Here is a 25,781-nt window from a genome sequence, read left to right as displayed (position 1 = left end):
CCCGTGGCCCTCACTCCTCCGTGGGCCGTTCATGGCCCTGCGGAAACCATCCTTCCCCGTGGTCGCACGGGGACTGCGAGATTCAGTGTGCCCGCCGGACGCTGAACGGAACGGCCAATTCCGCTGTTTTCAGGACCAAAGGCGACGACAGAACTCGTATCCGGCACTCACGGCCGCCGGTACCTGCCGAACAGGAAACCCTCCTCCTCCAGGAGGGACACCAGTGCGAACCGGTGCGGAACCGCGACCGACGGGCCGCCCGTGATCCGCTGCGCGTCGCCGACGGTGAGCATCGGGGAGACGGTCAGACAGAGTTCGTCCAGTACCCCGGCGGCGACGAACTGACCCAGGAGGCGGGGCCCGCCCTCCGTCAGCAGCCGGGTGTGCCCGAGTTCGGCGAGAGCCTGTACGGCCCGGGCCGGCTCGACCCCCATGCCGTCCCCGGCGACCACCACCCGCGCGCCCGCCTTCTCCGCCGCCGCGACCTTGTCGGGGGCCGCCGCGGCGCCCGTCAGGATCAGGGTGGGGACCAGCGGCGAGGTGAAGAGCGGTAGCGAGAAGTCCAGGTCCAGGCCGGCGCTGACCACCGCGACGGCGGGAGCGGGCCCCTGCCCGGCCGCCTCGCGCGGCGCGGCGAACTCGGCACGCGCGCGTGCCGGGCGGTACCCCTCCAGACGTACCGTTTCCGCGCCCACGACCACCACGTCGGCGAGGCCGCGCAGCGTGCCGAAGATCCGCATGTCGGTGGCGGTGGAGATGGGCTGGGAACGCCCGTCGTGCTGGGCGGCGCCGTCGAGCGTCGCCACCATGTTGGCCCGCAGCCAGGGCCGTGGCCCCCCGGGTCCGGGCTCGGGGTACCCGTAGGCGTCCGCGAGCTCGCCGAGGCTCCACTCACGGTCCTCCGCCGCGCCACCCCCCTCACCGGGGCCCCGGGGCGGCAGGCCGCCCGAGCCGGTCGTCACTGTCTGGTCGGTCACAGGGAACAGCCGTCGCATGCCAGGCAGTCTGGCACGCCCCGTAGCATGGGGGACCGTGTCGTCCTCCTCCCCCGCCCCCGGCGTCCGTCCGATAGCCGACGCGGCCCCGGTGTCCCTCTGCACCCGTCAGCCGCATGTCCCCGCGGACCGGCTGGTCGCCGAGATGATCCCGCCGCCACGCTTCGACTCGGTCCGTTTCAGCACGTACATCCCGGATCCGAACCAGCCCAGCCAGACCGCGGCGGTCGGCGTCCTGGAGGGCTTCGCGGCCGGACTCGGCGGCGCGCACGCCACGGGCACCGCCAGGCGGGGGTTCCTCGGCTTCGGCAGGGCGAAGACACCCAAAATCCCCGCCGGACCGCGTGGCGTCTACCTGGACGGCGGCTACGGCGTCGGGAAGACCCACCTGCTGGCGTCCCTGTGGCACGCCACCCCGGCCGAGCCCGCCCTGAAGGCCTTCGGCACCTTCGTCGAGCTGACCAACCTGGTCGGCGCCCTCGGCTTCCAGCAGACCGTGCGGACCCTCTCGGGACACCGCCTGCTGTGCATCGACGAGTTCGAGCTGGACGACCCGGGCGACACCGTTCTCGTCTCGACGCTGCTCGGCAAACTGGTCGAGGCGGGTGTCGCGCTGGCCGCCACCTCCAACACCCTGCCCGGCAAGCTCGGCGAGGGCCGGTTCGCGTCCGCCGACTTCCTGCGCGAGATCCAGGGCCTGTCGGCGCACTTCCGCGCGCTGCGCATCGACGGCGAGGACTACCGCCACCGCGGTCTGCCCGAGGCGCCGGCGCCGTACTCCGACGAGCAGGTGACGAAGGCGGCGTATGCCACCGAGGGCGCCTCGCTCGACGACTTCCCGCATCTGCTGGAGCACCTCGCCAAGGTCCACCCGAGCCGTTACGGCGCACTGACGGACGGCCTGAAGGCGGTCTGCCTCACGAACGTGGGGGCGGTGCCCGACCAGTCGACGGCTCTGCGGCTGGTGGTCCTGGCCGACCGGCTCTACGACCGCGAGGTCCCGGTCCTGGCCGCCGGGCTCCCCTTCGACCGGCTGTTCGGCGAGGAGATGCTGAACGGCGGCTACCGCAAGAAGTACTTCCGCGCGATCTCCCGGCTCACCGCGCTGGCCCGCGACGCGAAGCGACTCGTCGAACCCCAATAAACGATCTTGACCTCCGGGTCAAGAGTCGATTCGCGCCAGAAAACCCTCCCTTTTGAGGCGCACTTCATCTCGAAACGTCGAGTTAACCTTGCAAACTACTTCGCAGGGTTAACGTGTTTCTTGACCAGTGGTTGACCAACCTTTGGTCTGGACTAGAGGCGTGAAGTGACCGGAGGGGGGCGTATGTTGCGAGGTGCGACGGCCCGGACCGTCCTTTCGCTCCTCACCGCCGCCCTGCTGGCCCTCCCGTTCTTCGCACCCACGCCATCCTTCGCACACGCGCACACGGTGCGTCAGGTCGAGGCCAAGGCCCAGCCCGGAACCAAACTCTCCGGCGCAGCGAAGCGCGACGAGATCGCCACGTTCCGCGACTGCGACCGCTCCGGCGGTCCCGCGGATCCCCTGCGCAGCCGCGACCGCCATCGCGCCTCCGCCCCGGCCGCCCCGGCGCCCCAGGAGCCGGAGCGCGCGCTGCTGGCGCAGGACCCCGCGGCCGCGCATCAGCCGGCCCGGCCCGGCGCCCCCCATCACCGCCCGTCGAGATCCTCGGCGGCCCACTCCCCGGCTGCACTCCAGGTCTTCCGCTGCTGAGCGAACAGAGCAGAACAGCGCTTCCCCCACCTGTCCTGTTCCCTGCAGTTCCCTGCAGTTTCCTGCACATCCGACGCGCCCCCACCGCGCGCCAGGAGGAGTCACCACGTCATGCAGCCCCTCATCGACAACGCCCGTACGTTCGGACAGCGCCCTGAGGAGTTCGCCAAACTCGCAGAAGGCCAGTCCCCGCAGGTCCTCTTCATCACCTGCTCGGATTCACGGGTCGTTCCCGCCCTGATCACCGGCGCCCGTCCCGGCGAACTCTTCGAACTGCGCACCGCGGGCAACATCGTTCCCCCCTACGGCTCCGACCGCCCCACCGGCGAGGCCGCCACCATCGAGTACGCCGTCGAGGTGCTCGGCGTCCAGGACGTCGTCGTCTGCGGCCACTCGCACTGCGGTGCCGTCGGCGCGCTGGTGCGCGGCGACGACCTCGACGGCGTCCCCGCCGTACGCGACTGGCTCGCGCACGCCGCGGACGAACCGGGGGCCGGCGACCCCGACGACCCGACGGTCATGCGGGCGGTGCAGAACCATGTGCTCGCCCAGCTGCTGCGGCTGCGCTCCTACCCCTGCGTGGAGAAGCGGCTGGCCGACGGCCGGCTGCGGGTGCGCGGCTGGTACTACGAGGTGCACACCGGTGCCGTCCGCGAGCACCGCGTGGACACCGACGGCTTCGAAGCCCTGTGAGCGCCGCGATGAACCAGCGGCCCGCCGGGCGAATATCCCGGTTCCCCCACCTCAGGCAGGACTTCGCCGCCTCCCTCGTCGTCTTCCTGGTCGCGCTCCCGCTGTGTGTGGGCGTGGCCGTGGCCTCCGGCGTACCGGCCGAGCTCGGGCTCGTCACCGGCATCGTCGGCGGCCTGGTCACCGGCGTGCTGCGGGGCAGCTCCCTCCAGGTGTCCGGTCCGGCGGCCGGGCTGACCGTGCTGGTCTTCGAGGCGGTGCGGGAGTTCGGCCTGCCCGCCCTCGGAGTGATCGTCCTCGCCACGGGCGCCCTGCAGCTCGCCATGGGCGCCCTGAAGCTGGGCCGCTACTTCCGTGCCATCTCGGTCTCGGTCGTCGAGGGCATGCTGGCCGGAATCGGCCTGGTGCTGATCGCCGGTCAGCTGTACGCGATGGCCGGCGCCAAGGCGCCGGAGTCCGGCCCGGAGAAGATCGCCGCTCTGCCCGGGGCGCTCGTGGACGCGGCGGGCAGCACCGCCGCGCTGTCCTCGCTCGCGATCGGCGCCGGCACCGTCGCCGTACTGGTGCTGTGGAAGCGGATGCCGGCGAAGGTCCGTACGGTGCCCGGCCCGCTCGCCGCGGTGGGCCTGGCCACGCTCACCGCCCTGCTGCTGGACCTGCCCGTGGCCACGGTCGAGGTGCGGGGGCTGCTGGACTCCGTCCAGCCCCCGTCACTGGGCGCCTTCGGTGAGCTGGCGGACATCGGCCTGCTCGGCACGATCGTCGCGTTCACCCTGATCGCGTCCGCCGAGTCGCTGTTCAGTGCGGCGGCCGTGGACCGGCTGCACGACGGTCCGCGCACCGAGTACGACAAGGAGCTGATGGCGCAGGGCGCGGGCAACGCGCTCTGCGGGGCCCTCGGCGCGCTGCCGATGACCGCGGTGATCGTGCGCAGCGCGGCCAACGTACAGGCGGGCGCGCGGACCAAGGCGTCGCGCGTGCTGCACGGCGTGTGGCTGCTGCTGTTCGCGGCCCTGCTGCCGGACGTCCTGGCGTACATACCCATCCCGGCGCTGGCCGGCATCCTCGTGCACGCGGGCGCCAAGCTCGTGCCCGTGCGGGCGCTCGTGGGGCTGTGGCGTGAGCACCGCGGCGAGGCGCTGATCCTGGTCGTCACGGCCGTCTCGATCGTGGCGGTCAGCATGTTCGAGGGTGTGCTCATCGGTCTCGCGCTGGCCGTCGCCAAGACGGCGTGGGAGGCCTCGCACCTCAGGATGGAGATCGTCGACAAGGGTGCGGGCCCCGTCCAGGCGTATCTGTCGGGCAACGCGACCTTCCTGCGGCTGCCGAAGATCCTCGACAGCCTGGAGGCCCTTCCCCAGGACCGCCCCGTGGAGCTGGACCTCTCCGGTCTGCACCACCTCGACCACGCCTGCCGTACGGCCCTGGAGGCCTGGGCGGAACGGCACAGCGCGGCCGGCACGGAACCGGTGAAGGTGACGGAACCCGTGAAGGTCACGGAGCCGGTCACGAGCGGCTAGTCCCCGCTCGCCGTGCGGCCCGGGGCCCGGGGCGTGGCCCCGGGCCGGACGGCGGGCATATCGTTACAGGGGCGGACAGAAAGTGCTCCTACGGGCCTCTTGCTGAGGAGGTCGCCATGCTCCAGGAAGTGCTGGGCGCGGCCACGGCGGTCGCCGCCGGAGGTCTCGTGTACCTCGGGGCGGCGGCGCGGGTCGTCAAGCAGTACGAGCGCGGGGTGGTCCTGCGGCTCGGCCGGCTGCGCGGCGAAGTCCGCCCGCCGGGCTTCACCCTGGTCGTCCCGGCCGTGGACCGGCTGCACAAGGTCAACATGCAGATCGTGACGATGCCCATCCCCGCCCAGGAGGGCATCAGCCGCGACAACGTGACCGTGCGGGTCGACGCCGTCGTGTACTTCCGGGTGGTGGACGCGTCCGCCGCGATCATCAACGTCGAGGACTACCGCTTCGCCGTCTCGCAGATGGCGCAGACCTCGCTGCGTTCGATCATCGGCAAGAGCGAGCTGGACGACCTGCTGTCGAACCGGGAGAAGCTCAACGAGGGCCTGGAGCTGATGATCGACAGCCCCGCCATCGGCTGGGGCGTGCAGATCGACCGGGTGGAGATCAAGGACGTGTCCCTGCCGGACACGATGAAGCGCTCGATGGCCCGGCAGGCCGAGGCCGACCGTGAGCGGCGGGCGCGGATCATCAACGCGGACGCCGAGCTCCAGGCGTCGAAGAAGCTCGCCGAGGCCGCGAAGGAGATGTCCGAGCAGCCCGCCGCGCTCCAGTTGCGGCTGCTCCAGACGGTGGTGGCGGTCGCCGCCGAGAAGAACTCCACGCTCGTCCTGCCGTTCCCGGTGGAACTGCTGCGCTTCCTGGAGAAGGCCCAGCCACCGCCCCCGCAACAGCCGCAGCAGGCGCAGCAACCGCCCCCGCAACAGGCGCAGCAGCCGCAGGCGCCCCCTTCTTCCCCGCCCCCACCCCCACCTCCACTGCCGCCGCCTCCGGAGGCCGTGGAGGAGTGACACGTGCTACGCGCGTGGTTCCCGGGGCGCACCCCGGGTGATAGACACAGCGGGATCACAGTTCCTGTCCGCCAGCAGGAAGGTCTTCCCATGTCTGCGACACGACGTCAGATCCTCGCGGGTACCGGCGCCTTGGGGGTGGGAGCGGGCATCGCGTTCACCGGCGCCCTCTCCGACCTCTTCGCCGGCACCGCGACCGCGGCCGCGCAGAACCCCGGCCACGACGGTTACGGTCCCCTGGTACCCGACGCGGACGGCCTGCTCGACCTCCCCGCGGGCTTCCGCTACCGGGTCCTCTCCCGCGAGGGCGATCCACTGCGGTCCGGCGAGGGCCCGGTGCCCTCCAACCACGACGGCATGACGGCCCTGCCCGGCCGGGGCGGTCGCGTCCACCTGGTCCGCAACCACGAGAACCGCCCCACGGCGAAGTTCCCCGTCCCCACGGTCGAAGGCCTGACCTACGACCCGGCCGGCAAGGGCGGCTGTACGGTCCTGACGCTGGACTCCCGCAACCACGTGCTCTCCGAGCGGGTGGCCGTCGCCGGTACGGCCGTCAACTGCGCGGGCGGGCCCACTCCGTGGCACACCTGGCTGACCTGCGAGGAGAACGAGGACAAGGCCGGCACCAACGGCTACACCAAGGACCACGGCTTCATCTTCGAGGTCGACCCTGCGGACCCGCGCCGCGGCGGGGCCGTCCCGTTGACCGCGATGGGCCGCTTCCAGCACGAGGCGATCGCCGTCGACCCGCGCCGCGGCATCGTCTACGAGACCGAGGACGCGTTCCTCGAGCCGTTCGGCCTCTTCTACCGTTTCCTCCCGGAGAAGCCGCTGGGCGGGGCGGGTTCGCTGCGCGCGGGCGGCCGTCTGCAGGCGATGCGCGTCCGCGGCGTACCGGACCTGTCCTCGGTCCAGGACCCGGGCGCCGCGTTCGACGGCATCGAGTGGGTGGACGTACCGGACCCCCTGGCCGTCGAAACCCCGGTCCGTCTGCAGGACTTCGGCCCGCGGGGCATCACCCACGCCCAGAAGCTCGAGGGCTGCTACTGGGGCGGGCGGTGCGTGTACTTCGTGTCGTCGTTCGCGCGCGGCTCGGACGGCTCGGCGGCCGACCACTTCGGCCAGATCTGGCGGTACGACCCGCAGCGCCGCCGCCTCACCCTCGTCGTCGTCTTCGGCCCCGGCACGGACGTCCGACTCCCGGGCGAGTCCCCTGACAACATCTGTCTCGCGCCCAGCGGCGGTCTGATGGTCTGCGAGGACGGCAACGGCGCCCAGCACGTCTTCGGCGTGACGAGGACCGGCGAGGTGTACGCGATGGCGCGGGGCCGCCAGAACATCGGGACACCCGAGGCCCCCGAGTGGGGCGAGTTCGCCGGCGTCACCTTCTCCCCCGACGGCGACACGATGTACGTCAACTGCTACACCCCGGGGACGACGTTCGCGGTCACGGGACCCTGGCGGCGGTAGCCCCCGCGTCCCGGCCCGCCCGGGCGAGCGAGAGCCCGGGCGGGTGACACCACCACAGGCGCGGGAATATATACATACAACCAACAGCGCCCTGCCCATACCTTCGTACGATGATCCTTCCCGTACGTCGCCTGGCCGCCCTCTGCGCCCTCGGTGCCGCCCTCAGCCCTCTCACCGCCTGCGGCACCGCTCAGGAACCTCGCGCCGTCCGGCCGACCGGCTCCGCGCACGCTTCCGTCGCCCCCTCCCGGCCCCCGGCGCCCGTCCCCTCCCGACCCCCGACCCTGGCCCCCGGCCCGGCAGGCCTCACCCCCGTCTTCCGCAACGCGCCCCGCACCGCCGGCAAGACGGTCGCCCTCACCTTCGACGCCGACATGACCGCCGACCAGGGGGCCCGCGCGGCGGCCGGCGAGCACTTCGACAACCCGGGGCTCATCGCCGCGCTGCGGGCGCTGAAGGTGCCGGCCACCGTGTTCATGACCGGCCGGTGGGCCGAGGAGTACCCGGACCAGGCCCGCTCCCTCGGCCGGGACCCCCGCTTCGAGATCGCCAACCACTCGTACAGCCACTATGCCTTCACCGATGACTGCTACGGCCTGCCGACCGTCCCCGAGGACCGGATGCGCGCGGACGTGGAGCGGGCGTACACGGCGTTCCGCAAGGCAGGGGTGCCGGACGCGATGCCGTACTTCCGCTTCCCCGGCGGCTGCTACGACCGGCGGGCGCTGCGCGCGGTGAGCGGCCTGGGCGTCACCGCGGTGCAGTGGGACGTGGTGAGCGGGGACGCGTTCGCGACCGACGCGGACGCGGTGGCCCGGCAGGTGCTGGAGGGGGTCAGGCCCGGCTCCGTCGTCGTCATGCACTGCACGCGCAGCGCCGCCCCGACGACCGAACAGGCGGTACGTGCCGTCGTACCGGAGCTGCGCCGGCAGGGGTACCGGTTCGTGAAGGTGTCCGAGTTGATCGGAAGGGCGAGCGGACGACGGTGAGTCACGTACGCCGTCGTCGTCTACGTACGCTGGAGGTATGAGCGACGACAGCGGCGACAGCGACCGGGAGTACTGCCTGATCGACGCGACCCGGCCGCCCAGGGCGGAGGGGCCGCCGTACGCGGACTGCGTGCTGTGCCGGAAGCCGACGGAGTATCCGGAGTCGTACAGGGGGATCACGATGTGCCCTGTGTGTGAGTGGCAGGAAGCCCAGCGGACCGCCTGCTCGGGGTGACCTGCCCAGGGGCGACGTTCGCGCCGCCTCCGTCGTCACGGCGATCGGCGGGACGTGAGCGCGCAGGCCACGGCCGTCGCCGCGGCGCTCAGCAGGGCTGCCGCGGCCAGGGGCAGGACCGGCAGGTGGACCGTCGCCGTGTGGGAGCCGCCGACCAGGCCGCTCACCGCCGCCTGCGCCGGGGAGCCGGACACCACCAACGCCAGCAGGGCCGCCAGCAGCAGCGTCGGGACCGCCCGGCCCGGTGAGCGCAGCACGGGCCAGGCGGTGAGCGCGCCGACGGCCGCGCCGAGCAGGGCGCAGGTCAGGACGGCGAGCAGTCCGGCCCCTGCGGCCTCCAGGACGGGAATCCGCTTCTGGTGGTCGCTGCCGACCGGGTCGCTGATGAGCGTGACGATCACGGTCGCCGCCGTACCGAGCAGGGCGGCCGCGCTCAGCGCTACCAGGACACAGGCCAGGTGCGCCCGCGCGGACCCGACCGCAGCCGCGACGACGCTGCGGGCGGCCGGTGGTTCGTTGGTGACACAGATCCGCACCAGCCAGGCGGCGACGGGCAGCAGGAACGCGGCCGTGTAGCCGAGCGAGTCCAGCAGCGGCTGGCCGCCCTGCACACCGATGCCCAGAAGGACGGCGTACAGGAGGAACGGGGGCAGCCAGCGCTGCGAGCGCACGAGCAGTGCGCTCTGGTAGCGCAGGAGGGCGGTCACCGCGGGCCCCCGTCCTGACGGACGCTCACCACGTGCCACGGCGGGCGGGCGGTCAGCAGGACGCGGAGCAGGACGTCCGAGTGGGAGGCGGGCACGGTGAGCCGGTGGGTGCGGTCGGCCGTCTCCTCGGCGGCGGTGGCCAGCCGGAGCGCTTCCGGGGGGAGCGGGGCCGTCGGACCGTGCACCTCGACGGTCGTGTGCGGGCCGACGGGGGCGGCGGCCGGTTCCGCCGCGGTACGGCGGTGGAGGGTGCCGTCGCGGACCGTGTACTCGGCGTCCGCGCGGCCGGCGAGACGGCGGGGGTCGTGGTCCACGAAGACGACGGCCGACCCGGCCGCGGTCCGCTCGGCGACCGCCCGCTCCAGTTCGTCGCGCGCGTCGGTGTCGAGACCCGTCCAGGCCTCGTCCAGCACCAGCAACTCCGGTTCGGCGAGGAGTGCCTGTGCCACGGCGACCTTCTGACTGCTGCCCTTGGACAGCCGGCTCATCGGGGTGTGGGCGTGAGCCGTGGCGCCGAAACGGTCCAGCCAGTCGCCCGCGGCCCGCTCGGCCGCCGTACGGGACAGCCCGTGGACGGCGCCGAGGTGGGTGAGGTAGCCGAGAGCGGTGAAGGGGAGGGCGGCGGGGAAGCGTTCGGGAACGTAGGCGGTGCGGGGAGCGCCGGTGACCCTGCCCTCGGTCGGGGCGTCGATGCGGGCGAGCAGCCGGAGAAGGGTGGACTTGCCGGTGCCGTTGGAGCCCTCGATGCGGGTGAGGGTGGCGGCGGCCGGGTGCAGATGCACATCGCGGAACACCCAGGGGCCGCGAACGCCGTAGCGGCGGCCCACGGCCTCCAGCCGTAGCTCACGTGGCATGCGGACCGTCCTTTTCGCTCGCGGATCCATGGATCTTCCACCTGGCAGACTGGAGGACGTGACCAGTGATCCGGCCGTTCCCGGCGACAGCCCCTTCCGTTCCGAGCCCTCGACGCGGGACGAGGCTCCGCAGTTCGTCCTGCCCCTGGTGGTCCGTATCGAGCGTGCCGACCCGCCGGCCCGCACGGACGCGCTGGAGACGGCCGCGCGCGCTGTGCTGACCCTCCTCGCCGACGAGCGGGCGCTGGGTGAGGGCGAGTGGGCGGCGGCCGTGCGTGACTGGCAGGACGCCCGGATACGCAAGGTGGTGCGGCGGGCGCGGGGCGCCGAGTGGCGGCGGGCGGAGACACTGCCCGGCATCACGGTCACGGGCAAGGCGGCGCAGGTGCGGGTCTTCCCGCCCGTCCCGCTGGACGGCTGGCCCAAGGACCTGGCCAAGCTCCAGGTCTCAGGAACCGACCTCGACGACCCGGAGCCGCCGGTCGGCATCGACCCGACGGCACCGGTGATCTGGCAGAACCCGGACGTCACCATGTCCGCGGGCAAGGCGATGGCGCAGGCGGGGCACGGCGCGCAGCTCGCCTGGTGGGAGCTGTCCGACGAGGAGCGGACCGCCTGGCGCGAGGCGGGCTTTCCGCTCGCCGTGCGGACGGCCGAGCCGCGGCGGTGGCGTGAGCTCACGGAGAGCGGACTGCCGCTGGTGCGGGACGCGGGCTTCACCGAGATCGCGCCGGGCAGCTGCACGGTGGTCGCGGACCACCCGGCCCTGCGGACCCGGTAACCCGTAGGCCGACCGGCCCTGGGGACCCGGTGGTCCGTAGGCCGACCGGCCCGGCGACCGGGCGGCCCCGCTGCTCCGGAAGCCCGGAGCTCGCGCGCTGCCCTGCCGACTGCCGGGAGCCGCGCCGCCCCGGCCCCCGGGAGCCCGACGACCCGGCTGCCTCATCGTTCGAGCACTCTGCCCCGTCATCCGCGGCTCCGCGGCCCGGCGGGGCGGCGGGGCGGCAGGTCGGGGCGGCAGGACGGGGCGGCAGGGCCCGCGGGACCCGCGGGGCCCGAACCTCAAATGTTGCTCTGAAGGAGGGCGGCGGGCGGTTCGGCGGGCGGTGGCGGGGCCATACCACCGTCACCACGCAGGGGGCGTGCAGGAGGCGGGGACCATGAGGCGACTGGGGACGGGGATCGGCTGGCGGCCGGAGATCGCGGACGCCGTGGAACGGATGCCGGGGATCGACTGGGTCGAGGCCGTCGCCGAGAACGTGTGTCCCGGGCATCTGCCCGACTCCCTGCTGCGGCTGCGCGAGCGCGGGATCACCGTGATCCCGCACGGCGTCTCGCTCGGGCTCGGCGATGCGGAGCGGCCTGACGCGGGACGGCTGACCGCGCTCGCCGAGCGGGCCGAGGCCCTGGGCGCGCCGCTGGTCACCGAGCACATCGCGTTCGTCCGCGCGGGCGGCCCCCTGACGGCGTCCCCGCGTCTGGAGGCCGGGCATCTGCTGCCCGTGCCGCGCACCCGCGACGCCCTCCGCGTGCTGTGCGAGAACGTGCGTATCGCGCAGGACGCGCTGCCCGTGCCGCTCGCGGTCGAGAACATCGCCGCGCTCGTCGCGTGGCCGGGCGAGGAGATGACCGAGGGCCAGTTCCTGTACGAGCTGGCCGACCGCACGGGCGTACGGCTGCTCATCGACGTGGCCAACCTGCACACCAATCACGTCAACCGCGGCGAGGACCCGGCCAAGGCGCTCGCCGAACTACCCCTGGAGGCCGTCGCCTACGTCCATGTCGCGGGCGGCTTCGAACGGGACGGCGTCTGGCACGACAGTCACGCCCACCCGGTGCCCCGGCCCGTCCTCGGCATCCTCACCGATCTCGCGTCCCGGGCACCGCTGCCGGGAGTACTGCTGGAGCGGGACGAGAACTTCCCCGAACCGGCCGAACTGGAGCGGGAGTTGGGCGCGATCCGGGAGGCCGTCGAGCTCGGCGGGACGACACGTGGCGCGACGGGGCCGGAGTCACCGGCGGGAGCGAGGACGGGCGCGGGGACGGAGGCGGCGACGGGGGCAGGCGCGGGGGGCGACTGCGCCGCGCCCGCCCGGAGGGCGGAACCGACCGCTCCCGACGAGTCCACTCGTCAGCGCCTCGGTCTCGCTCAGGCGGCCCTCCTGTCCGCGCTGGTCGCCGGGACGCCGGTCCCCGAGGGCTTCGACCGGGTGCGACTCGGCGTGCAGTCCCGGGCGCTGGCGGCCAAGCGGGCGGACGTGGTGGCGAAGGTGGCCCCGGAACTGCCGCTGATCCTCGGAAGCGGCTACCGAACCGCGTTCGTCACCTACGCGCAAGAGCACCCGATGCGGGGCGGCTACCGGCAGGACGCCCTCGACTTCGCCGAGGAGCTGCTCATGGGCGCACGGCCCGCGGAGGGCCGGGCCCGACGCGAACTGCGCCGCTGGTGGCTGGACCGCTCGGGACCCGCGCCGAGGCCGAAGTCACGGCTGGGACAGGTGGGGCGGGTGGGCCGGGCGCTGATCCGGCGGTGAGCAAGTGACCGAATGTGCCGGGTTTAACACCCGACCGCAGCCCGAGCACGCCGTAACCACTTCCCCCACCGTTTCCCCACCGTTCCTCCCCTTTTGAGACCTCATTCACCTCTCTCGCGTCGCCTGATATACCCGTATTCCAACCCTTTGCCGCCGTACGGCAGTTGCCCGGGCAGGCGCAGTAATATGCCAGTCCCGCAACCGAAGCGCACTAGCGTGCAGTGCCGCGAGCAGGAGGCACCCCATGCGGCCGCGACCCCCGATCCAGGGCAGAGGCATCTTCAGTGGTACCGGGCTCATCCTCACGGGCCTGGCGGCGACCTTGGCGGCGCTGGTCTTCCCGATCTGGTCGTACGCCGACCGGTCGGGCACCGGGGTGGACGTACTGAACGCCCAGACGGTGTCGACGCAGTACGGGCCGCTGTCAGCGCTGGACCGGGAATTCGTCACGAAGGTCCGGCTGGCGGGGTTGTGGGAGCTGCCCGCCGGTCAGCAGGCGCAGGCCAAGGGGACGACCGAGGCCGTGCGGACCGCGGGCCGGCACCTGGTCGAGGGGCACACCTTCCTGGACGAGCGGGTGCGTACCGTCGCCTCCCGGCTGGGCCTCGCGCTGCCGAACCAGCCCAACGACCAGCAGAAGGGCTGGCTGAGCGAGCTCGACGCGGCGCAGGGCGTGGAGTACGACCGCGAGTTCGCGAACATCCTGCGCCTCGCGCACGGGCGGGTGTTCTCCGTCGTCGCCCAGGTGCGGGCCGGTACCCGTAACTCGCTGGTGCGCGAGCTCGCCGACGACGCCAACACCACCGTGCTGGACCACATCAAGATCCTGGAGGCCACCGGGTACGTCGACTTCGACGCCCTCGCCCGGGACATGGCCACCGGCAGCACTCCGCCGATCACCCGCTCCCCCGGCCCGCCGGGCCCGACGACGGACCCCGTGCCCGCCGTGCCGGTGAGTCCCTCGCCGTCTCCCACCTACCCGCTCCCGCCGGCCGCGGCCAGCCCGCCGCCCGGCTCCTGAGGCCGGGGCGAGGGCGAGGGCGAACGGAACGTCACGTACCCGCAAACACTCGGTCCGGATGATGAACAGGGCATGGCGTTCCGCGGTGCGCATGGCATAGAAACGCGGCATGGTCTGGGTGCTTCTCCTGCTGCTGGCATGGGCCGTCGCGGGTGCGGCGTCCACACGGCTGTGTCTGGCCGCCGTTCGGGCGGCGACCGTCGACGAGAACGCGGGCCGGGGACATGATCTGACGCTCTACGAGGCGGCCTTCCTGTCCGGCGGACCCGGCCGGGTCGCCGATCTGACCATGGTCTCCATGGCGCGGCAGCGCCGGCTGGTGCTCGCCCACACCGGCTGGGCGACCGTCGTGGACCCGCGCGGGCGGGACGAGATGGAGCGGTCGGTCATCGGGGCCATCGGACCCGGGGGACAGTCCCGTATCGCGCCGGTGCGGGCGGCCGCGGCCGCCGCGGACGCGGTGGGCGGCCTCGCCGACCGGCTGGTCCGCGCCGGTCTCGCGGTGCCCGACGGGGCCCGTACGACGGTCGCGGCCGGGGTGCGGCAGGTGCGGGCCGCCGCCGTGGTCGTCCTCGCACTGGGCGCCACCGCCCTGCTGGTCCCCGCCACCCCGGACATGCCCCGTGACCTGGTCGCGCTCTGGTTCGCGCTGCCCCTGGCCCTCACCCTGAGCTGCCTCGCCATAGCGCGGGTCGAAGTGCATCCGTACTCGCGCTGGGCCTCCCCGGCCGGGCAGCGGCTGCTGGGCGCGCTGGCGCGGCGCGCCGGTGCCGTGGAGGACGACCGCACGTACCTGACCTCCGTCGCCGTACGCGGGATCCGCGCGGTGGGCGAACCGGACCTGCGGGCGGCCTTCGCACATCGCGAGCAGCACGCGCGCGACTGAAGAAGGGCGCGCCCGACCACCGGGGGGCGCACAGGGGGCATTGGCGCCGACACCCGCCGGTGGTGCTTGCCTTACCCCACGGTCGAACCAACCATCCCTCTTGTCGCCGCCGTGCACCGAAGGGACACCCGATGAGAGCCGCCGCCCTCCACTCGGCCGCAGGAGCCCTGCTCCTGACCGCCCTCTCCGCAGTCCCGGCAGGCGGCGCCCCGGCGGGCGGCGTCGCGGGCGCCACCGGACTCTCCGGCTCACCCGGTGTCGTACTCGCCGCCGCTCGGGCCGCGGCGAAGGGCGTCGACTTCGGGAAGTGCTCCGCCGCCCAGGACCTGCCCGGCAGCATGCAGTGCGGCACGGTCACCGTCCCGCTCGACTACGCGGACCCGAACGGCAAGCAGCTCGAGCTGACCGTCAGCCGGGTACGGGCCACCCACCGGGACCCGCACAACAGCAAGCACCGGGTGCCCCGGAAGGGCGCGCTGGTCTTCAACCCGGGCGGTCCCGGCGGCTCGGGTCTGTACTTCCCGCTGATCGGTTTGCTCCCGGAGTGGAAGCGCATCGGCGCGGCCTACGACCTCGTCGGCTACGACCCGCGCGGGGTCGGCCGTTCGGCGCCCCTGTCCTGCCAGGACCCCAAGCGATTCTTCAAGGGACCCTCCCCCGCCCCCGTCCACCCCTCGGAGTCGTACAAGCGGGAACGCGTCGCGCAGGCGAAGGCGTACGCGCGGGGCTGCGCGAAGCGGTCGGGCAGCGCCCTGCGGCACTACAACTCGGTCAACAACGCCCGCGACCTGGACGTGCTGCGCGCCGCGCTCGGCGAGGAGCGGCTGACGTTCATGGGCGCGTCGTACGGCACCTACTTCGGGGCGGTCTACGCGACGCTGTTCCCCTCCCATGTGCGGCGGATGGTGTTCGACGCGGCCGTGAACCCGGACCCGGCGCAGATCTGGTACCGCAACAACCTCGACCAGTCGGCCGCGTTCGAGAGCCGCTGGACGGACTTCCGCGAGTGGATCGCCAGGCACGACGACGTGTACGGCCTCGGCGGCACGGCGGAGGAGGTGCTGAACAGTTACGAGCGGGCGCGCGCCCGGCTGGCCGCCGAGCCGGCCGGCGGGAAGGTGGGGCCGGGACAGCTCCAGGGCGCGTTCCTCCAGGCCGGGTACTACGACGACTACTGGCCCGCGCGGGCGCAGGCGCTGTCGGAGTATCTGAAGGGCGATCCGAAGCAGCTGATCGCGCAGGCCGGGCCGGTGCGGGAGGCCGCCGCCGAGGCGGAGAACGCCAATGCCGTGTACACGGCCGTGGAGTGCAACGACGCGTCCTGGCCGACGGACTGGAGGGTGTGGGACCGCGACAACACACGGCTGGCGCGCGTCGCGCCGTTCGAGACGTGGGACAACGTGTGGGCGAACCTGCCGTGCGCGTACTGGCCGGCGCCCCGGCAGCGCCCAATCGATGTGCGGACCGGGCCGGGCGAACTGCCGCCGACCCTGATCCTGGCCGCCGAACGGGACGCGGCCGCGCCGTATGCCGGGGCCCTCGAAATGCACCGGCGCCTGTCGGGTTCGGTACTGGTGACGGAGCGGGATGCCGGCACCCATGGCATCGCGGGCGGGCCCAACCGGTGCGTCAACGGCCATCTCGACGCGTATCTGCTGGAGGGGCGGCTCCCGGTTCGGCGCGCCGCCTGCGCGGCGCACGCGGAACCCCGGCCGGCGGCCGCCCCCGCGGAGCGCGCCGCCCGGCGGGGACGCTGATCAGGCGAGGCCCGCGACCAGCTCCGTGAGGTCCTTACGGCGGCCCGTGTAGAACGGGACCTCCTCGCGCACGTGCATACGGGCCTCGGAGGCACGCAGGTGGCGCATGAGGTCGACGATGCGGTACAGCTCGTCGGCCTCGAAGGCCAGCATCCACTCGTAGTCGCCCAGTGAGAACGAGGCGACGGTGTTGGCGCGCACGTCCGGGTAACCGCGGGCCATCTTGCCGTGGTCGGCGAGCATCCGGCGACGGTCCTCGTCGGGCAGCAGGTACCAGTCGTAGGAGCGCACGAAGGGGTAGACGCTCACGTAGTTGCGGGGCGTCTCGTCGGCGAGGAACGCCGGGATGTGCGAGCGGTTGAACTCGGCCGGGCGGTGCAGCGCCATGTTCGACCAGACCGGCTCCAGGGCGCGGCCCAGCTTCGTGCGGCGGAACAGGTTGTACGCCTCCTGGAGCTGGTCGGCGGTCTCGGCGTGCCACCAGATCATGAGGTCGGCGTCGGCGCGCAGGCCGGACACGTCGTACGTGCCGCGGATCGTCACGTCCTTGGCGGCGAGCTGGTCGAACAGCTCCTGGACCTCGTCGGCGTAGCCCGCGCGGTCCTCGGGCAGTACGTCCTTCAGCCTGAAGACGGACCACAGCGTGTAGCGGATGACCTCGTTGAGGTCCTTGGCCAGCTTGCCCTTGTTCGGGACCCTGCCGGACTCGGTGGTGGGGGCGTCGTCACTCATGCTCCTCATTCTCCCGCTCCGCCGTGCAGACTCTGCACCGGGTTGGCCGCGAGGTCCCGTACCGCGCTCAGGTCACCGCCTAGCTGGTCGACCGCGGCGTACGCGCTCGCGATGCAGGCCGGGATGCCCACGCCGTCGTACTGCGCGCCGCACACGGCGAGGTCCGGGAGCTCGGCGACCTGCTCGCGGATGCGGGCCACGCGCGCGTGGTGGCCGACCGGGTACTGGGGCAGACCGTCGGTCCAGCGGGTGACGCGCGTTTCGACGGGGGTGGCGTCCAGTCCCGTGGCCGCGCGCAGGTCGTGCCGGGAGACGGCGACGAGGTCGGCGTCCTCGCGCCCCAGGATCTCCGTCTCGCCGTACCGCCCCACGGAGGTGCGCAGCACGACGGTGTCCGGGTTCTCCTCGGCGATCCAGCCCCACTTCCGGGAGGCGAAGGTGGACGCCTTGATGGTGCGTCCGTCGACGGGCGGGACGAGGAAGCCGCTGCCGTCGGGCAGATCCGTGTCGGCGCGCCGGTAGGCGAGGGTGACCAGGGCCATGGAGGCGTACTCCACCGAGCGCAGTCCGGCGGCGGCCCCAGGGGACTCGGCGGCCAGCAGCGCGGCGGCGGCCGGCGCGGGGACGGCGACGACCACGGCGTCGGCGTGCAGCTCCCGCTCCCCCGCGGTGACCCGCCAGCCCCCGCCGGGTGCGCGGCGCAGCCCGGTCACCGGTACCCGGGTGCGGATCTCGCCGCCGCGCGCTTCGACGGACTCGGCGACCGCGAGCGGCAGGGAGCCGACACCGCCCACGATGCCCATGAACACCGGGCCGGTCTGCGCGTTCGCGGCGGCCTTCGCCTGGATCTCGCGGACGGCCTCCGTCAACGAGGTGTGGGTCCTGGCCGCCTGGTAGAGCTGCGGGACGGCCGAGCGCATCGAGATCCGGTAGGCGTCGCCTGCGTACACCCCGCCCAGGAGGGGTTCGACGAGGCGGTCGACGACCTCGCGGCCCAGGCGCGCCGCCACGTACTCCCCGACCGCCACGTCCTCCCCGACCTCGGTGCGGGGCAGGTCGGCGTCGCGTTCGACACGGGCGAGGCCTTCGTCGGACAGCACTCCGGCGAGGGCGGTCGCCGTGCCGGGGACGCCCATGACATGGCCCTTGGGCATCGGGCGCAGCGCGCCCCGGGTCCAGATCGAGGCCGTCGCGGTGGCCGGCGGCCGCAGGCGGTCGGCGAGACCCACCTCCCGCGCGAGGGCGACCGCCTCGGGGCGGCGGGCCAGCATCGACTCGGCGCCCAGGTCCACGCGCGCGCCCGCGATCTCGCCGGGCAGCAGCTTGCCGCCCACCCGGTCGGAGGCCTCGAGCACGGTCACCCGCGCCCCGCGCGTGAGCAGCCGGTGGGCGGCGGCGAGACCGGCGATCCCGGCCCCGACGACGACGACGTGCTGCCCCGTGCCCGTACCCGTTGCGCTCATACGCCCACTCTCTCAGACCGCACCGACACCCCCGCCGCCCCCGGTGTCCTCCCCGCGTCCCGACCGTGACCTCTTCGGAACCGATCCCCCGCCAACGTTTCGGCCGGCCCGGGCGTCGAAGGGGCGTCAGGTTGTCAGAACCCCGGGGGTACACCCACATGCGCACACGCCGTTCCGCAGGACACGGACGCTCAGTACGACGCCTCGCCCCGCCCGTCCACGCCCTGGCCGCGATCGCGCTCGCCGCGGCCCTCGCGCTCACCGGATGCAGCGCCGGGGGCGACTCGGGCGAGAGCAGCGGGGCCGACAAGGCCGCCGTCGGAGAGGCCGGCGCCCAGGACGCGGGCGCCCAGGACGCGAAGGAGGGCGCGGGCGCGAGCGGTTCGAAGGCCACCGCCGCGCCGGACCTCACCGTCAACCGCATCATCCGCACCGCCTCCCTGAGCGTGCAGGTCAAGGACGTGCCGAAGGCCCTGGACGAGGCCCGTGCGACCACCGAGAACGCGGGCGGCTACGTCGGCGACGAGACGACCGTCCGGGACGAGGACGGCGCCGAGCGGACCCGGGTGGTGCTGCGGGTCCCCGTCGGCAAGTACGACGACGTCCTCGCCGCGCTCCAGGGCGCGGGCAAGCTCCTGGAGCGGACGGCGAAGACCCAGGACGTCACGGACCAGGTCGTCGACGTCGAGAGCCGCATCGCCTCGCAGCGCGCCAGCGTCGCCCGGGTCCGCGAGCTGATGGACCGGGCCACCAAGCTGAGCGACGTGGTCACCCTGGAGGGCGAGTTGAGCAGCCGGGAGGCCGACCTGGAGGCGCTGCTCGCCCAGCAGGCGTCCCTCAGGGACCGCACGAGCCTGGCGACCGTCACGCTGACCCTGTCCGAGAAGCCGGTCGCCCTGGCCGCCGAGGACGACGACCCCGGGTTCGTGGACGCGCTGGCGGGCGGCTGGGACGCGTTCGTCACGATGCTGCGCTGGATCGCCGTCGCGTTCGGCGCGGTGCTGCCGTTCCTGGCGGTGGGCGTCCTGATCCTGCTGGCGTGGCTGCGGCTGGTGCGGCCGCGCCGAAGGGCGACGGAGGCGAGCTGGGCCGGGCTGGGTGTGCCCGGGCAGACAGGTACCGCGCGGGCCGGGACCGGACAGGCCGGGCAGACCGAGGCGGGGCAGACCGAGGCCGGGCAGGCGGGAGGCGAGGCGCGTGAGCCCGGGCGGGACTGAACTGTGAGCGCCCCGTAGCGTGTTCGCATGAGCATCGAGCGACTGGTGGTGATCGGCGGTGACGCCGCGGGCATGTCCGCGGCGTCCCAGGCCCGCCGTCTGAAGGGGCCGGGGGAACTGGAGATCGTGGCCTTCGAACGCGGCCACTTCACGTCCTACTCGGCGTGCGGCATCCCCTACTGGGTGGGCGGCGACGTCACCGAACGGGACGATCTGGTCGCCCGTACGCCCGCGGAACACCGCGCGCGGGGGATCGACCTGCGGCTGCGCACGGAGATCACGGAGATCGACGTCGCGGGGCGGCGGGTACGCGCGCGTGCGCTGGATTCCGGGGCGCGGTCCTGGACGTCGTACGACAAGCTCGTCATCGCGACCGGGGCCCGGCCGATCCGGCCGGACATGCCTGGCGCGGACGCGGCGGGGGTGCACGGGGTGCAGACCCTGGACGACGGGCAGGCGCTGCTCGACACGCTGTCACGCGCGCGTGGGAAGCGGGCCGTGGTCGTGGGGGCGGGTTACATCGGCGTGGAGATGGCCGAGGCGCTCATCAAGCGCGGCTACCGGGTGACGGTCGTCAACCGGGGCAGCGAGCCGATGTCGACCCTCGACCCGGACATGGGCCGGCTGGTGCACCGGGCCCTGGAGGGCCTGGGCATCACCATGGTGAACGACACCGAGGTCACCGCGCTGCGGACCGCCGAGGACGGCCACGTACGTGCGGTGGTCACCGAGGACGCCGAGTACCCGGCGGACGTGGTGGTGCTGGGGATCGGCGTCCGCCCGGAGACCGCGCTGGCGAAGGCCGCAGGGCTGCCCCTGGGCACTCACGGCGGGCTGCTCACCGACCTGGCGATGCGGGTGCGCGGGTCCCTGGCCGCCGGGACGGTCTGGGCCGGCGGTGACTGCGTCGAGGTCCTCGACCTGGTCTCCGGCCAGGAGCGCCACATTCCCCTCGGCACGCACGCCAACAAGCACGGCCAGGTCATCGGCACCAACGTAGGCGGCGGCTACGCCACGTTCCCCGGCGTGGTCGGCACGGCCGTCAGCAAGGTCTGCGATCTGGAGATCGCCCGCACCGGCCTCCGCGAGAAGGACGCCCGCCGCGCGGGCCTCCGGTTCGAGACGGTCACCATCGAGTCCACCAGCCGCGCCGGCTACTACCCCGGCGCCTCCCCCATGACGGTCAAGATGATCGCCGAACGAAGGACGGGCCGTCTGCTGGGCGTCCAGATCGTCGGGAGGGAGGGCGCGGGCAAACGCGTCGACATCGCGGCGGTGGCGTTGACGGCCGGGATGACGGTGGAACAGATGACGGTCCTCGACCTCGGGTACGCGCCGCCGTTCAGCCCGGTCTGGGACCCGGTGCTGGTGGCTGCCAGGAAGGCCACGGCCAAGGTGCACGCCGGCGGACGTTAGGGGCGCGGAACGGCGTCGATCCGCGGCTGCGCCGCGTGGGCGCGACCGGCCACCGACTGCTCGCGGCCGCCGCACCCACCCACGCCCTGCGGCCTCCCCGCGGGGCGGCTACGCAGTCCCGCTGAGCCTCGGCAAGGCGGAAACAGCCGCGGTGGCGGGCTGCTCCGCGGGCTTCGCGTGCGCCGCGGGTGCCGGCCGCGACCGCAGACGGCTGCTGACCGCCTCGTCCAGCGTCACCGGCCGCTGCATCTGCGCGGCGAGCCGCCCGGCCTCCTGGCCGAGCCGCGCCACGTCCTCCCAGGGCAGCCGGATCACCAGGGAGATCTCCGCCTCGCCGTCGGGGGTCGCGTGCATCGGGGAAGTAACTCGGTCGTTCATGCCTGTTCCTCACGTCGTCCCCGCGGCCCGCCTTCCTCGTACCGCGAGCGGTTGACGGTTCATACGCGCCCGTGGGGATCCGCGTTCACCGGTTCACCGAACGGATCGGGGGCAGTACTTCCTTGTGGTCATCCCCGTCCATGACGTGAATCCCGTGCGCCGCACCCCGGTGGTGACGTACGCCCTCATCGCGGTGAACGTCTTCGTCTTCCTGTTCATGCCCGGTCTGTCCGGCTCCGTGGCGGGCGACAGCAGCCTGGCCCAGACGTGTCATCTGCACGCCTTCCTCGAGCATTACGCCGCCGTACCACGCGAGTTGATCCACCATCAGCTGCCGCAGCTCGTCCCCACCGGCGAGGTACGCGGCGCGACCTGTGTGGTGAACCCGCCGGGCTACGACAAGTCGCCCGCGCTGAGCGTGCTCACCGCGATGTTCCTGCACGGCGGCTGGCTCCACCTGCTGGGCAACATGCTGTTCCTGCTGATCTTCGGCAACAACATCGAGGACCGCATGGGGCACGTGCGCTTCGCACTCTTCTACGTCGTCTGCGGCTATGCGGCGTCGTACGGTTTCGCCCTGCTCAACGCCGACTCGACCGACCCGCTGATCGGCGCGTCCGGGGCGATCGCGGGGGTGCTGGGCGCCTATCTGGTGCTGTATCCGAAGGCCAGGGTGTGGGTGCTCGTCCCGTTCCTGGTGTTCCTGCCGCTGCGCCTGCCGGCGTGGCTGGTGCTGGGCTTCTGGTTCGGGCTGCAGGCGGTGTACTCCTCCGGCGAGGGTGTGTCCGGCGCGGGCACCGTGGCGTACGCGGCGCACGTCGTCGGTTTCCTCGCGGGCATGCTGCTCGCCTGGCCGCTCAAGGCGGGCACGCCCCCGCCGCCGGAGCCGCGCGGTCTGCTGTTCGGCAGACGGGCGCGCCCCCGGCACAGCTGGTGAGGCGGCTCAGCGGGCGGTCTGCGTGTGGACGTGGTCGACGAGACGGGTCAGCGCGTCGGGGTCGGTGGACGGCATGACGCCGTGTCCGAGGTTGAAGATGTGACCCTCCAGGCCGGCGGCCGCGTCGAGGACCTCGCGAGTCTTGGCCTCGACCGCCTCGGTGCCGGCGAACAGGACGGTCGGGTCGAGGTTGCCCTGGAGCGCCTTGCCGGGACCGACCCGGCGGGCGGCCTCGTCGAGCGGGACGCGCCAGTCGACGCCGACGACGTCCGCTCCGGCGTCGCTCATCGGCTTGAGCAGCTCGCCGGTGCCGACGCCGAAGTGGATGCGCGGGACGCCGTAGCCCTCGACCGCGCGGAAGACCTTCGCGGAGGCGGGCAGCACCGAGCGGCGGTAGTCGGCCGGGGCGAGCGCGCCGGCCCAGGAGTCGAAGAGCTGGACGGCGCTCGCGCCCGCCTCGATCTGCACCTTCAGGAAGGCGGAGGTGATCTCCGCGAGGCGGTCGAGCAGGTCGGCCCAGAGCTCGGGGTCGCCGTACATCATCGCCTTGGCGTTCTCGTACGTGCGGGACGGGCCGCCCTCGACGAGGTAGCTCGCGAGGGTGAAAGGAGCGCCCGCGAAACCGATGAGGGGGGTGGCGCCGAGCTCGGCCGTCAGCAGGCCGATGGCCTCGGTGACGTAGGAGACGTCCTCGGGGGTGAGGTCGCGCAGCTGGGCGAGGTCGGCGCGGGTGCGGATCGGGCGCTCGACGACCGGGCCGACGCCCGGCTTGATGTCGAGGTCGATACCGATGGCCTTGAGCGGGACGACGATGTCGCTGAAGTAGATCGCCGCGTCCACGTTGTGCCGGCGCACCGGCTGGAGGGTGATCTCGGTGACCAGTTCGGGCCGCATGCAGGACTCGAGCATCGCGATGCCCTCGCGGACCTTGCGGTACTCGGGCAGTGAGCGCCCGGCCTGCCGCATGAACCACACGGGCGTGTGCGGCACCGGTTCGCGCCTGCACGCCTTCAGGAAGGCACTGTCGTAGGTCGCTGTCGGCTGCCGGCCCGCCGGGCTCTCGTTCGCACTCACGCCGGCAAGTCTCCCACGCCGCCGAAGACGGCGACCCCGCCCCCTGCACAGCCCCCGCCCCGCAACCGACTCCCTACCGGGTCGCCGCCGGGCCACCCCGGACCCCTGACGAGCCCACCGCCGGGTCCATGCCGGGCCGCCACCGTGCGGCTGCCGGGCCACCACCGGACCACTGACGGGTCGCCGCGTGCCCCCGCCGGGTCCCACCCCGCCGCAGCCGGGCCACGGCAGGCTGCCGCCGGGCCGCCACCGACTCCCTGCCGGGCCGCCGCCGTGACCCTGCAGGTCGCGGTCGGGCCGGTTGTCGGGCGTGAGTCGTGGTCCTCGGGCGTGCGCGGGCCGTGCGCCTGTTCGCCCAGCGCGCACCCGTCCGCGAGGCCCGCACGGGTGTCTTGCCCTGCGCGAAGGCCCCGTTCCCCTTAACCTTCCCCGCATGGCTGCGGCTCAGGGACGACTGTCGGACGGCGCTGGCGGGATGGATGACGCGAACGAGGGGGACGGGGATGGCAACAGGTCGGGTCCACCGCCCTTCCGGGCGGCAGTCGAGGCGCTGAGGGCGGCACGGCTGCGGCCACAGATCGAGGTCGAGTGCACGCCGGCCCCGAAGCGGCTCGCCCCGTTCGCGTACGCGTTGGAGGCGACGGTCGTGGACGGCGACCAGGACCTGGCCGACGGCAGGCTGGTGCTGCTGCACGACCCGGCCGGGCACGACGCCTGGCACGGGACGTTCCGGCTGGTGACCCTCGTCCGGGCCGAACTGGAACCGGAGATGGCCGCGGACCCGCTGCTGCCGGAGGTGTGCTGGTCGTGGCTGACCGGCGCGCTCCAGGCGCGCGGGCTGACCTACGGCGAGCCGAGCGGGACCGTCACGCGCGCGAGTTCGCACTACTTCGGCGGCCTGGCGGAGCGCCCGGCGACCTCCCAGATCGAGATCCGGGCCTCCTGGACACCTCGCGAGGGGCTGGGCGGCGTGCCGGAGACGGGGGCGCACCTGGCGTCCTGGTGCGATCTGCTCGCGCAGGTGGCGGGGCTGCCGCCGGCCGGTCCGGGGGACGCGTCGGTGGTGACGCTGCCACAGCGCAGGGGGCCACACTCACGTTGACCATCTCTTTGTCGATACGGCCATTTTCGATCCCGTAAGACACCCACTTAAACCGACTCGATCTTCGGATGATCGATCGCGTGTCCGAATTGCACGGATTGTTACTCACTAGATCGTGATCATTCTCTAAAGGACCCCGGGTTCGCTGCCGAAGACGACTGTGACCTTGAAAGCACGGTTCGTCCCGGCTTCCTTCCCCGCAAGCCCCGCGAGCCGGCTCCCGTCCCCCACCCAGGAGGCCTGGTGTCCGTTCTCCTCGAGCAGCCCGCAAGCCTGGTCGCCTACCGCCCGAACAAGCCCACCGCCATGGTGGTCGTGGCCGACCCACGCGTCCGCTCCACCGTCACCCGTCACCTGTGGGCGCTCGGTGTGCGCGACGTCATCGAGGCCTCGTCCATCGCGGAGGCTCGTCCCCGCATCGGCAACCCCCGCGACATCTGCGTCGCCGACGTCCACCTGCCCGACGGCTCCGGCCTCACCCTGCTGTCGGAGACCCGCGCCGCGGGCTGGCCCAACGGGCTCGCCCTCTCCGCCGCCGACGACATCGGCGCCGTGCGCAACGCCCTCGCGGGCGGAGTCAAGGGCTATGTGGTCACCGGCACCCGTACCAACCTCGGCCTTCCCAGCCGTCCCGGTGCCGCCCCCATGGGCTCGGCCGCCCGTCTGCACCGCCGCCCCCCGGGTGCCCCGAGTCACCCGGGCGGCTACCGCGAGCTCTCCGGCCGTGAGGTCGAGGTGCTGCGACTGGTCGCGGAAGGCCAGTCGAACAAGGCGATCGGCGTCTCCATGGGCCTGTCCGCGCTGACCGTCAAGAGCCATCTCGCCCGTATCGCCCGCAAGCTCGGCACGGGTGACCGCGCCGGCATGGTCGCGGTGGCCCTGCGGACCGGCATCATCCACTGACCTCCCACCCGGTACCCCGGCGGTCCCCCGGGACCACCCCGAATCTCCTGGCCCGGCTCCTCCCGTCTTTTCCCGGTTTCTTCCCGATCTCTTCTCCTTCGTTCGCCGGCCTGACCGGTTTACGACCCTCCGGCGCCCGCCGACGGAACGTTCCGTCGG

Annotated in this window: 25 protein-coding genes; 18 read left to right on the top strand and 7 right to left on the bottom strand. The window is 73.1% G+C overall.

The annotated features are described in order from the left end of the window. Positions 1-167 precede the first annotated feature (167 nt). Complete coding sequence (locus ACFWBB_RS34830; protein ID WP_385280784.1) at positions 168-995, bottom strand: pyrimidine reductase family protein; 828 nt, start codon at positions 993-995, stop codon at positions 168-170. On the opposite strand from ACFWBB_RS34830, the gene zapE reads away from it, so the two are divergent. From zapE to ACFWBB_RS34790, 8 genes are all read left to right on the top strand, one after another. Next, positions 994-2,139, top strand: a complete 1,146-nt coding sequence (zapE, locus tag ACFWBB_RS34825) for a cell division protein ZapE (protein WP_385280781.1) — start codon at positions 994-996, stop codon at positions 2,137-2,139. The two genes, ACFWBB_RS34830 and zapE, sit on opposite strands and share 2 nt — an antisense overlap. Before the next feature lie 183 nt (positions 2,140-2,322). After that, positions 2,323-2,730, top strand: coding sequence for a hypothetical protein (locus ACFWBB_RS34820; protein ID WP_385280778.1), 408 nt, complete (start codon positions 2,323-2,325; stop codon positions 2,728-2,730). Between the two features lie 111 nt (positions 2,731-2,841). Next, positions 2,842-3,423, top strand: coding sequence for a carbonic anhydrase (locus tag ACFWBB_RS34815; RefSeq protein ID WP_385280776.1), 582 nt, complete (start codon positions 2,842-2,844; stop codon positions 3,421-3,423). Between the two features lie 8 nt (positions 3,424-3,431). Continuing rightward, positions 3,432-4,940 carry a SulP family inorganic anion transporter gene (locus ACFWBB_RS34810; protein WP_385280773.1) on the top strand — a complete coding sequence of 503 codons (1,509 nt, stop codon included), beginning with the start codon at positions 3,432-3,434 and terminating at the stop codon, positions 4,938-4,940. 116 nt (positions 4,941-5,056) lie between these two features. After that, positions 5,057-5,947: a slipin family protein gene (locus tag ACFWBB_RS34805; RefSeq protein ID WP_385280770.1), complete on the top strand. Its 891-nt coding sequence runs from the start codon at positions 5,057-5,059 to the stop codon at positions 5,945-5,947. A 90-nt stretch (positions 5,948-6,037) separates the two neighbouring features. Next, positions 6,038-7,417, top strand: coding sequence for an alkaline phosphatase PhoX (locus ACFWBB_RS34800; protein ID WP_385280767.1), 1,380 nt, complete (start codon positions 6,038-6,040; stop codon positions 7,415-7,417). Positions 7,418-7,527: 110 nt separating this feature from the next. Then, positions 7,528-8,406, top strand: a complete 879-nt coding sequence (locus tag ACFWBB_RS34795) for a polysaccharide deacetylase family protein (protein WP_385280764.1) — start codon at positions 7,528-7,530, stop codon at positions 8,404-8,406. Positions 8,407-8,443: 37 nt separating this feature from the next. After that, positions 8,444-8,641, top strand: coding sequence for a hypothetical protein (locus ACFWBB_RS34790; RefSeq protein ID WP_385280761.1), 198 nt, complete (start codon positions 8,444-8,446; stop codon positions 8,639-8,641). A gap of 35 nt (positions 8,642-8,676) precedes the next feature. Here the strand turns inward: ACFWBB_RS34790 and ACFWBB_RS34785 are convergent, their stop codons facing one another. Both ACFWBB_RS34785 and ACFWBB_RS34780 read right to left on the bottom strand, forming a co-directional pair. Beyond that, the gene (locus ACFWBB_RS34785) at positions 8,677-9,348 is read right to left on the bottom strand and encodes an ABC transporter (protein WP_385280758.1); all 672 of its coding nucleotides are present in this window, start codon (positions 9,346-9,348) and stop codon (positions 8,677-8,679) included. Then, positions 9,345-10,202: an ATP-binding cassette domain-containing protein gene (locus ACFWBB_RS34780; protein ID WP_385280755.1), complete on the bottom strand. Its 858-nt coding sequence runs from the start codon at positions 10,200-10,202 to the stop codon at positions 9,345-9,347. Before ACFWBB_RS34780 ends, ACFWBB_RS34785 begins: the two co-directional genes overlap by 4 nt. A 28-nt stretch (positions 10,203-10,230) precedes the next feature. Here ACFWBB_RS34780 and ACFWBB_RS34775 point away from each other — a divergent pair, with 28 nt between their 5' ends. The 5 genes from ACFWBB_RS34775 to ACFWBB_RS34755 all read left to right on the top strand — a co-directional run bounded on the left by ACFWBB_RS34775 (position 10,231) and on the right by ACFWBB_RS34755 (position 16,400). Continuing rightward, complete coding sequence (locus ACFWBB_RS34775; protein WP_385280752.1) at positions 10,231-10,983, top strand: peptidyl-tRNA hydrolase; 753 nt, start codon at positions 10,231-10,233, stop codon at positions 10,981-10,983. Positions 10,984-11,362: 379 nt separating this feature from the next. Next, complete coding sequence (locus ACFWBB_RS34770) at positions 11,363-12,736, top strand: DUF692 domain-containing protein (RefSeq protein WP_385280749.1); 1,374 nt, start codon at positions 11,363-11,365, stop codon at positions 12,734-12,736. A gap of 244 nt (positions 12,737-12,980) precedes the next feature. After that, entirely contained in the window at positions 12,981-13,757 is a 777-nt protein-coding gene (locus ACFWBB_RS34765) for a DUF4142 domain-containing protein (RefSeq protein WP_385280746.1), read from the top strand. A 109-nt stretch (positions 13,758-13,866) separates the two neighbouring features. Continuing rightward, entirely contained in the window at positions 13,867-14,643 is a 777-nt protein-coding gene (locus tag ACFWBB_RS34760) for a TIGR04222 domain-containing membrane protein (RefSeq protein WP_385280744.1), read from the top strand. Positions 14,644-14,774: 131 nt separating this feature from the next. After that, a complete protein-coding gene (locus tag ACFWBB_RS34755) occupies positions 14,775-16,400 on the top strand; it encodes an alpha/beta hydrolase (protein WP_385280741.1) in 1,626 nt (541 codons plus the stop codon). Here ACFWBB_RS34755 and hemQ read toward each other — a convergent pair whose 3' ends face one another. After that, positions 16,401-17,132: a hydrogen peroxide-dependent heme synthase gene (gene hemQ / locus ACFWBB_RS34750; RefSeq protein WP_385280738.1), complete on the bottom strand. Its 732-nt coding sequence runs from the start codon at positions 17,130-17,132 to the stop codon at positions 16,401-16,403. 5 nt (positions 17,133-17,137) lie between these two features. Next, a complete protein-coding gene (hemG, locus tag ACFWBB_RS34745) occupies positions 17,138-18,595 on the bottom strand; it encodes a protoporphyrinogen oxidase (protein ID WP_385280736.1) in 1,458 nt (485 codons plus the stop codon). A 158-nt stretch (positions 18,596-18,753) separates the two neighbouring features. Between hemG and ACFWBB_RS34740 the strand changes: the two genes are divergently transcribed. Together ACFWBB_RS34740 and ACFWBB_RS34735 are read left to right on the top strand one after the other, a co-directional pair. After that, positions 18,754-19,812 (top strand): DUF4349 domain-containing protein, encoded by a 1,059-nt coding sequence (locus tag ACFWBB_RS34740; protein WP_385280734.1) that lies wholly within the window; start codon positions 18,754-18,756, stop codon positions 19,810-19,812. Between the two features lie 27 nt (positions 19,813-19,839). Further along, on the top strand, positions 19,840-21,228 hold the full coding sequence (locus tag ACFWBB_RS34735) for an FAD-dependent oxidoreductase (protein WP_385280731.1): 1,389 nt from the start codon (positions 19,840-19,842) through the stop codon (positions 21,226-21,228). A gap of 108 nt (positions 21,229-21,336) precedes the next feature. Here the strand turns inward: ACFWBB_RS34735 and ACFWBB_RS34730 are convergent, their stop codons facing one another. Further along, a complete protein-coding gene (locus ACFWBB_RS34730) occupies positions 21,337-21,606 on the bottom strand; it encodes a hypothetical protein (RefSeq protein WP_385280728.1) in 270 nt (89 codons plus the stop codon). Positions 21,607-21,730: 124 nt separating this feature from the next. On the opposite strand from ACFWBB_RS34730, the gene ACFWBB_RS34725 reads away from it, so the two are divergent. Further along, on the top strand, positions 21,731-22,543 hold the full coding sequence (locus tag ACFWBB_RS34725) for a rhomboid family intramembrane serine protease (protein WP_385280726.1): 813 nt from the start codon (positions 21,731-21,733) through the stop codon (positions 22,541-22,543). A gap of 6 nt (positions 22,544-22,549) precedes the next feature. On the opposite strand, the gene hemE is transcribed toward ACFWBB_RS34725, so the two are convergent. Next, a complete protein-coding gene (gene hemE, locus ACFWBB_RS34720; RefSeq protein ID WP_385280723.1) occupies positions 22,550-23,617 on the bottom strand; it encodes a uroporphyrinogen decarboxylase in 1,068 nt (355 codons plus the stop codon). A 433-nt stretch (positions 23,618-24,050) separates the two neighbouring features. Here hemE and ACFWBB_RS34715 point away from each other — a divergent pair, with 433 nt between their 5' ends. Together ACFWBB_RS34715 and ACFWBB_RS34710 are read left to right on the top strand one after the other, a co-directional pair. Beyond that, positions 24,051-24,719 (top strand): DUF3000 domain-containing protein, encoded by a 669-nt coding sequence (locus ACFWBB_RS34715; protein WP_385280721.1) that lies wholly within the window; start codon positions 24,051-24,053, stop codon positions 24,717-24,719. A gap of 243 nt (positions 24,720-24,962) precedes the next feature. Next, positions 24,963-25,622 carry a response regulator transcription factor gene (locus tag ACFWBB_RS34710; protein WP_020125228.1) on the top strand — a complete coding sequence of 220 codons (660 nt, stop codon included), beginning with the start codon at positions 24,963-24,965 and terminating at the stop codon, positions 25,620-25,622. Positions 25,623-25,781 lie beyond the last annotated feature (159 nt).

The organism is Streptomyces sp. NPDC060000, from assembly GCF_042737375.1.
Taxonomy (GTDB): domain Bacteria; phylum Actinomycetota; class Actinomycetes; order Streptomycetales; family Streptomycetaceae; genus Streptomyces.
This window is presented reverse-complemented; position numbering and strand designations above follow the sequence as displayed.

Bases quoted from the DNA above. Each gene is read 5' to 3' on its own strand.
- ACFWBB_RS34820 (WP_385280778.1), top strand. From the start codon at position 2,323: ATGTTGCGAGGTGCGACGGCCCGGACCGTCCTTTCGCTCCTCACCGCC.
- ACFWBB_RS34760 (WP_385280744.1), top strand. From the start codon at position 13,867: ATGGTCTGGGTGCTTCTCCTGCTGCTGGCATGGGCCGTCGCGGGTGCG.
- ACFWBB_RS34790 (WP_385280761.1), top strand. From the start codon at position 8,444: ATGAGCGACGACAGCGGCGACAGCGACCGGGAGTACTGCCTGATCGAC.
- ACFWBB_RS34730 (WP_385280728.1), bottom strand. From the start codon at position 21,606: ATGAACGACCGAGTTACTTCCCCGATGCACGCGACCCCCGACGGCGAG.
- ACFWBB_RS34740 (WP_385280734.1), top strand. From the start codon at position 18,754: ATGCGCACACGCCGTTCCGCAGGACACGGACGCTCAGTACGACGCCTC.
- ACFWBB_RS34735 (WP_385280731.1), top strand. From the start codon at position 19,840: ATGAGCATCGAGCGACTGGTGGTGATCGGCGGTGACGCCGCGGGCATG.
- ACFWBB_RS34795 (WP_385280764.1), top strand. From the start codon at position 7,528: ATGATCCTTCCCGTACGTCGCCTGGCCGCCCTCTGCGCCCTCGGTGCC.
- ACFWBB_RS34810 (WP_385280773.1), top strand. From the start codon at position 3,432: ATGAACCAGCGGCCCGCCGGGCGAATATCCCGGTTCCCCCACCTCAGG.
- hemQ (WP_385280738.1), bottom strand. From the start codon at position 17,132: ATGAGTGACGACGCCCCCACCACCGAGTCCGGCAGGGTCCCGAACAAG.
- ACFWBB_RS34800 (WP_385280767.1), top strand. From the start codon at position 6,038: ATGTCTGCGACACGACGTCAGATCCTCGCGGGTACCGGCGCCTTGGGG.
- ACFWBB_RS34830 (WP_385280784.1), bottom strand. From the start codon at position 995: ATGCGACGGCTGTTCCCTGTGACCGACCAGACAGTGACGACCGGCTCG.
- ACFWBB_RS34755 (WP_385280741.1), top strand. From the start codon at position 14,775: ATGAGAGCCGCCGCCCTCCACTCGGCCGCAGGAGCCCTGCTCCTGACC.
- ACFWBB_RS34780 (WP_385280755.1), bottom strand. From the start codon at position 10,202: ATGCCACGTGAGCTACGGCTGGAGGCCGTGGGCCGCCGCTACGGCGTT.
- ACFWBB_RS34805 (WP_385280770.1), top strand. From the start codon at position 5,057: ATGCTCCAGGAAGTGCTGGGCGCGGCCACGGCGGTCGCCGCCGGAGGT.
- ACFWBB_RS34815 (WP_385280776.1), top strand. From the start codon at position 2,842: ATGCAGCCCCTCATCGACAACGCCCGTACGTTCGGACAGCGCCCTGAG.
- ACFWBB_RS34715 (WP_385280721.1), top strand. From the start codon at position 24,051: ATGGCTGCGGCTCAGGGACGACTGTCGGACGGCGCTGGCGGGATGGAT.
- ACFWBB_RS34765 (WP_385280746.1), top strand. From the start codon at position 12,981: ATGCGGCCGCGACCCCCGATCCAGGGCAGAGGCATCTTCAGTGGTACC.
- zapE (WP_385280781.1), top strand. From the start codon at position 994: ATGCCAGGCAGTCTGGCACGCCCCGTAGCATGGGGGACCGTGTCGTCC.
- ACFWBB_RS34770 (WP_385280749.1), top strand. From the start codon at position 11,363: ATGAGGCGACTGGGGACGGGGATCGGCTGGCGGCCGGAGATCGCGGAC.
- hemG (WP_385280736.1), bottom strand. From the start codon at position 18,595: ATGAGCGCAACGGGTACGGGCACGGGGCAGCACGTCGTCGTCGTCGGG.
- ACFWBB_RS34775 (WP_385280752.1), top strand. From the start codon at position 10,231: ATGGATCTTCCACCTGGCAGACTGGAGGACGTGACCAGTGATCCGGCC.